The organism is Longimicrobium sp. (assembly GCF_036280135.1).
GTDB lineage: Bacteria > Gemmatimonadota > Gemmatimonadetes > Longimicrobiales > Longimicrobiaceae > Longimicrobium.
The window spans coordinates 1-5,326 of record NZ_DASURI010000964.1; the positions used below are offsets into that span (position 1 = coordinate 1).

Annotated in this window: 6 protein-coding genes; all 6 read left to right on the forward strand. The window is 70.4% G+C overall.

The window, feature by feature from the left end; all coding sequences use genetic code 11:
- A partial coding sequence (locus VFZ20_RS31005) for a S8 family peptidase (protein ID WP_329687849.1) occupies nucleotides 1-1,006 on the forward strand: 1,006 nt, incomplete at its 5' end.
- A 203-nt stretch (nucleotides 1,007-1,209) separates the two neighbouring features.
- Entirely contained in the window at nucleotides 1,210-1,935 is a 726-nt protein-coding gene (locus tag VFZ20_RS31010) for an SDR family oxidoreductase (RefSeq protein WP_329687850.1), read from the forward strand.
- Nucleotides 1,936-2,538 (forward strand): HAD family acid phosphatase, encoded by a 603-nt coding sequence (locus VFZ20_RS31015; protein WP_329687851.1) that lies wholly within the window; start codon nucleotides 1,936-1,938, stop codon nucleotides 2,536-2,538.
- A 298-nt stretch (nucleotides 2,539-2,836) separates the two neighbouring features.
- Nucleotides 2,837-4,267 carry a class II fumarate hydratase gene (locus tag VFZ20_RS31020; protein ID WP_329687852.1) on the forward strand — a complete coding sequence of 477 codons (1,431 nt, stop codon included), beginning with the start codon at nucleotides 2,837-2,839 and terminating at the stop codon, nucleotides 4,265-4,267.
- Nucleotides 4,268-4,530: 263 nt separating this feature from the next.
- Nucleotides 4,531-5,046, forward strand: coding sequence for a hypothetical protein (locus tag VFZ20_RS31025; RefSeq protein WP_349264152.1), 516 nt, complete (start codon nucleotides 4,531-4,533; stop codon nucleotides 5,044-5,046).
- A gap of 16 nt (nucleotides 5,047-5,062) precedes the next feature.
- Nucleotides 5,063-5,281, forward strand: coding sequence for a hypothetical protein (locus VFZ20_RS31030; protein WP_329687854.1), 219 nt, complete (start codon nucleotides 5,063-5,065; stop codon nucleotides 5,279-5,281).
- The last annotated feature ends 45 nt before the right edge of the window (nucleotides 5,282-5,326 follow it).

Sequence of the window (5,326 nt, forward strand, 5' to 3'; positions counted from 1 at the left end):
GGCGCCCGGCAAGGGCGTGGACGGCGCGTACGTCGTCGTGCTCAAGGACGGCGCGGACCCGCGCGGCGTGGCGGCCGCGGCCGGTGTCCGGCCCCGCCTCGTCTACACGGCCGCGCTCTCCGGCTTCGCGGCGGAGCTGAACGCGGGCCAGCTGACGGCGCTGCGGCACCATCCCGCGGTGGAGTACGTGGAGCAGGACCAGGTGGTGGCGGCGCAGCAGGCCATCCACTGGGGGCTGGACCGCATCGACCAGCAGTTCCTGCCCCTGAACGGCAGCTACGGCGCCAACACGGGCGCGGCCGGCGTGTACGTCTACGTGATCGACACGGGCATCACGCCCACGCACCCGGAGCTGGCGGGGCGGACGAGCAACGTGTTCGACGCGTTCGGCGGCACGGGCGCGGACTGCCACGGGCACGGGACCATGCTGGCGCGCATCATCGGCAGCGGCACGGTGGGCGTGGCCAAGCAGGTGCAGCTGCGCGGCCTGCGCGTGCTGAACTGCACGGGGAGCGGCACCACGTCCGGCATCATCGCGGGGGTGGACTGGGTGCGGGTGAACCGCATCACCCCGGCGGTGGCGAACCTGGCGCTGGGCGGCGGCGGCTCGGCGGCGCTGAACACGGCGGTGAACAACCTGGCCAACAGCGGCGTGGCGGTGGCCGTCGCGGCGGGCAACGGCGGCACGCTGGCCTGCAGCGTCTCTCCCGCCGGCGCCACGGCGGCGCTCACGGTGGCCGCGTCCACCATCGCCGACGCCAGCTCGCCGGGGACGAACTACGGCAGCTGCGTGGACCTGTACGCGCCGGGCAGCAGCCCCGGCGGCAGCGGCACGTCGTACTCGTCGGCGTACGTGGCGGGCGTGGCGGCGCTCTACAAGTTCTACAACCCCGCGGCATCGACGCCGGCGGTGAACGCGTGGATCGTGGGCAACGCCACGCCCGGCGTGCTGTCCGGCGTTCCCGCGGGCACGCCCAACCTGCTGCTCTACAAGTCCACGCTCTGAGCCGAACGGCAACTGGATTCTCACGCAGAGCCGCGGAGGACGCGGAGTACTTCATCGCGCGATGAAGTACTCTGCTGCCTCTGCTCCCTCTGCGTGAGATTTCAGTTGTCTGTTCCTGTCCCGTAGTTCCTGCGGTCTGCGACTTGCGGCCCCGCCCGCCCATCCGCACCACCACACGCAGACGACGAGCACGGAGCAAGGATATGCCGGGAGGATCGCTGGCGGGAAAGACGGCCATCGTAACGGGAAGCAGCAAGGGCATCGGCTATTCCATCGCCGAGGCCCTGGCGCGCGCGGACGCCAACGTGGTGATCAACGCCCGCAACGGCAGCGAGGTGCAGCGGGCGGCGGAGCGGCTGGACGCGCTGGGCACGGGCCACGTGGCCGCCGTCCCCGGCGACATGCGCAGCTACGACGACGTGCGGCGGATGATCGAGGCCGCGCAGGACCTGGGCGGGCTGGACATCCTGGTGAACAACGCCGGCGTGGGCGGGTTCGCGCCCATCGACCAGCTCTCGCTGGAGCAGTGGGACAACATCATCGGCACCAACCTCACGGGCGTGTTCTACGCCTGCCGCGAGGCCGTGCCCCGCATGCGCCAGCGGGGCGGCGGGTGGATCATCAACATCGGCTCGCTGGCGGGCAAGAACCCGTTCGCGGGGGGCGCCGCCTACAACGCCAGCAAGTTCGGCCTGCTGGGCTTCAGCGAGGCGATGATGCTGGACGTGCGCGAGCACGGCATCCGCGTGTGCTGCGTGATGCCCGGCAGCGTCAACACCTACTTCAACGACAAGGACCCGTCGCCCGAGAACGCGTGGATGATCCAGCCGGGGGACATCGCGCGCATCGTGATGGACCTGCTGGCGTTTCCCGAGAACGCGCTGCCGTCGCGCATCGAGGTGCGCCCCACGCGCCCCGGCCGCCGGTAGATGGCGGACGAGCAGGGCGGGGGGGCGCCGGCCGCGCGGGGCGCCAAGCCCAAGGCCGTCATCTGGGACCTGGACGGCACCCTGAGCGACGACACGGCGCGCGCGCACTTCGTGGAGGTGGAGCAGGGCCGCGCGCGCGACTGGCACTCGTACTTCGACGCCATCGACACCGACCCGCCCATCGCCGCGTCCATGGAGGTGCTGCGCGCCATGCACGCGGCGGGCATCCGCATCCTCTTTCTCACGGGCCGGCCGGACTACACGCGGCCCAAGACGGAGCGCTGGCTGACGGCCAACGGGCTCACGGACTACGACCGGCTCATCATGCGCCCCGCCGACGAGCGCCGCCCCGCCGGCTGGTTCAAGGCCGAGGTGGTGGACCGCCTGCACCGCGAGTACGAGCTCGTCTGCGCCTTCGAGGACCGCATCGACGTGGCCGAGCACCTGCGCGCGGCCGGCGTGCCCGTCTTTCTCTACGGCGCCGGCGCCCTGGCCGCGGCCGAGGCGCTGGAGGTGCTGGACGTGCGCCAGGAGGACCTGCTTTCCGAGGACGATCCCGGCGCAGGAAAGGGCGCGCGGGAGGAGGAGGACGAACAGGGCTGAACCGCGCCAGCACCGCCGGGATGCGTCCCCGGCGGTGCTGGCGCGTTTCCCGGACGGCCCAGGCTGGCGCGTTCCGCTCCGCCTGCTTTCCCCCTCCCCCTCAACCTGTTGCGGCGCAGTGGGTTGACGGATGTGCCACGGCGTCCGCCAGGGTGGGGTGCGTGGACGGGATGCCGGGGCACGTGGCGGATGCGGGTCCACGCCCGGACGCGGGGCGGTGGCCCGTTTGCGCGCGGCGGGCGGCGGGTGCATCTTGCGGCCCGTCCGAAACCCGTGACCCTCGACACGCACGATTACAATGACGGATACGAGCACCTCCGGCTTTCGCACCGAGCGCGACTCGCTGGGCGAGATGCAGGTTCCCGCCAACGCGCTCTACGGCCCGCAGACCCAGCGCGCCGTGGAGAACTTTCCCATCAGCGGCATCCGCTTTCCCCGGCGCTTCATCCACGCCCTGGGCACCATCAAGAAGGCCGCCGCGCAGGCCAACGCCGAGATGGGGCTGCTGGACGCCGACGTGGCCGACGCCATCGCCCGCGCGGCCGACGAGGTGATCGCGGGCACGCTGGACGGAGAGTTCGTGCTGGACATCTTCCAGACGGGCAGCGGCACCTCCAGCAACATGAACGCGAACGAGGTGATCGCCACGCGCGCCACCCAGCTGCTGGGCGGCGGCCGCAAGGTGCACCCCACTGACCACGTCAACATGGGGCAAAGCTCCAACGACGTGATCCCCACGGCCATGCACGTCTCCGCCCGCGTGGCCCTCCACGAGGACCTGGTGCCTTCGCTGGACCGCCTGCGCGACGTGCTGCAGGCCAAGGCCATCGAGTTCGACGACGTGGTCAAGAGCGGCCGCACGCACCTCATGGACGCCACTCCGGTGCGGCTGGGCCAGGAGTTCGCGGGCTACGCCAAGCAGCTGGAGCATGGCGTGCGGCGCCTGCGCAACGCGTCGGAGGAGCTGGCGGAGCTGGCCCTGGGCGGCACGGCCGTGGGCACGGGTACCAACGCCGTGCCCGGGTTCCCCGCGCTGGCCATCCGCAAGATCAGCGAGAGCACGGGGCTGGAGTTCGCCGAGGCGGAGAACCACTTCGAGGCGCAGGGCGCCAAGGACGCCTACGTCTCCGCGTCCGGCGCGCTGAACACCCTCGCCGTGTCGCTGCTCAAGATCGCCAACGACATCCGCTGGCTGGCCAGCGGCCCCACGTCGGGGCTGGCGGAGATCACGCTGCCGGCCATCCAGCCGGGCTCCAGCATCATGCCGGGCAAGGTGAACCCGGTGATGAGCGAGGCCATGATGATGCTGTGCGCCCAGGTGATGGGGAACCACCTGGCGGTCACCCTCGGCGGGCAGCACGGCAACTTCGAGCTCAACGTGATGATGCCCGTGATGGCGCACAACTTCCTGCAGTCCGTGGCTATCCTGTCCAACGGCTGCGACGCGTTCCGCGCGAACGCCGTGGAGGGCATCGGCGCCAACCGCGAGCGCTGCCGCGAGCTGCTGGAAAAGAACCCGTCCATCGCCACGGCGCTCAACGCCTACATCGGCTACGACGAGGCCGCGTCGGTGGCCAAGGAGTCGGCCAAGAACTACGAGTCCGTGCGCACCGTCGTAAAGCGCCGCGGCCTGCTGAGCGACGAGCAGCTGGACACGGTGCTCAACGTGCGCGAGATGACGGAGCCCGGGATCCCCGGCGGCGGCGTGGTCGGCGGCGGCGGGGGCTGATCTGGACGGCAGTGCGAGAGTGCGAAAGTACGGGAGTGCGAAAGTAACGGCGCTCCCGCGCTCGGAAGGGCGGTCCCGGCGGGGGCCGCCCTTTTCGTATGTGGGTTCCTGTCAGGGTCCGTCCACCTTGCGCACTTGTGTCCTGCGCTGACATCTTCGTTCCGGAACGCCGAACGGAGCGCGTGGGGGACCCGCAAGGCCTTCGCGTCTCCAGGCTTGATCCGGCGGGCGTTCGTGGCGAGTTTGAAAACCCGGGGTATGGAATGCGAGTGATCGGCTATCACGGCACCAGTGACGCGGCGGCGCGGCGCATCCTGTCCTCCGGGTTCGAGATCAGCCGCAACGACTACGACTGGCTGGGCGACGGGGCGTACTTCTTCCAGGATGCGCCAATGCGCGCGCTGGAGTGGGCCCGCCAGCGCTACGGCGACCACGCGGCGGTGATCGGCGCGGAGATCGACCTGCGGAACTGCGTCGACCTGATCGATGCCAAGTGGCACGAGGTGGTCCGGGAATCGTACACGGATCTGGTCTCGCGTCTGCAAGCAAGCGCTCAGCCTCTGCCGCGCCAAACGCACGGTGCGCACCGTCTGGATCGCGAAGTGATCAATCGCATGACTGCGGTGCTGGAGAGTCGAGGAGTGCTGGTCCGCGTCGTGCGCGCGGCGTTCGCGGAGGGTGACCCGCTGTTTCCGGGCTCTGCCCTCTGGAGCCAGTCGCATATACAGGTAGCGGTCCGCGATCCCGCCGCGATCGTCAGGATCTGGCGCGTCGAATGAACCAGGGAGGATCACGATGATTGATCCCGAACACGCTCGGGCGGTCCTGCGGGAGTATCACGCGACGGCATCGGATCAGCAGATCATCGACGACTTGCGGCGCTTTTCGCCCGAGCTGGCGCGCCGGCTGGGAGTCGACCAGGACGCGCCGCGGCCGCGCATCGTGCCCAGGCGGCGCGGGATCGCGGGGGCGCTCGCCAGCTTTCGGCACTCGGTGCTGCGACTGTTTTCCTGATCGCCATCGGCCACTTGTATCCGGCGGCGGGGGGGCATACGGCAG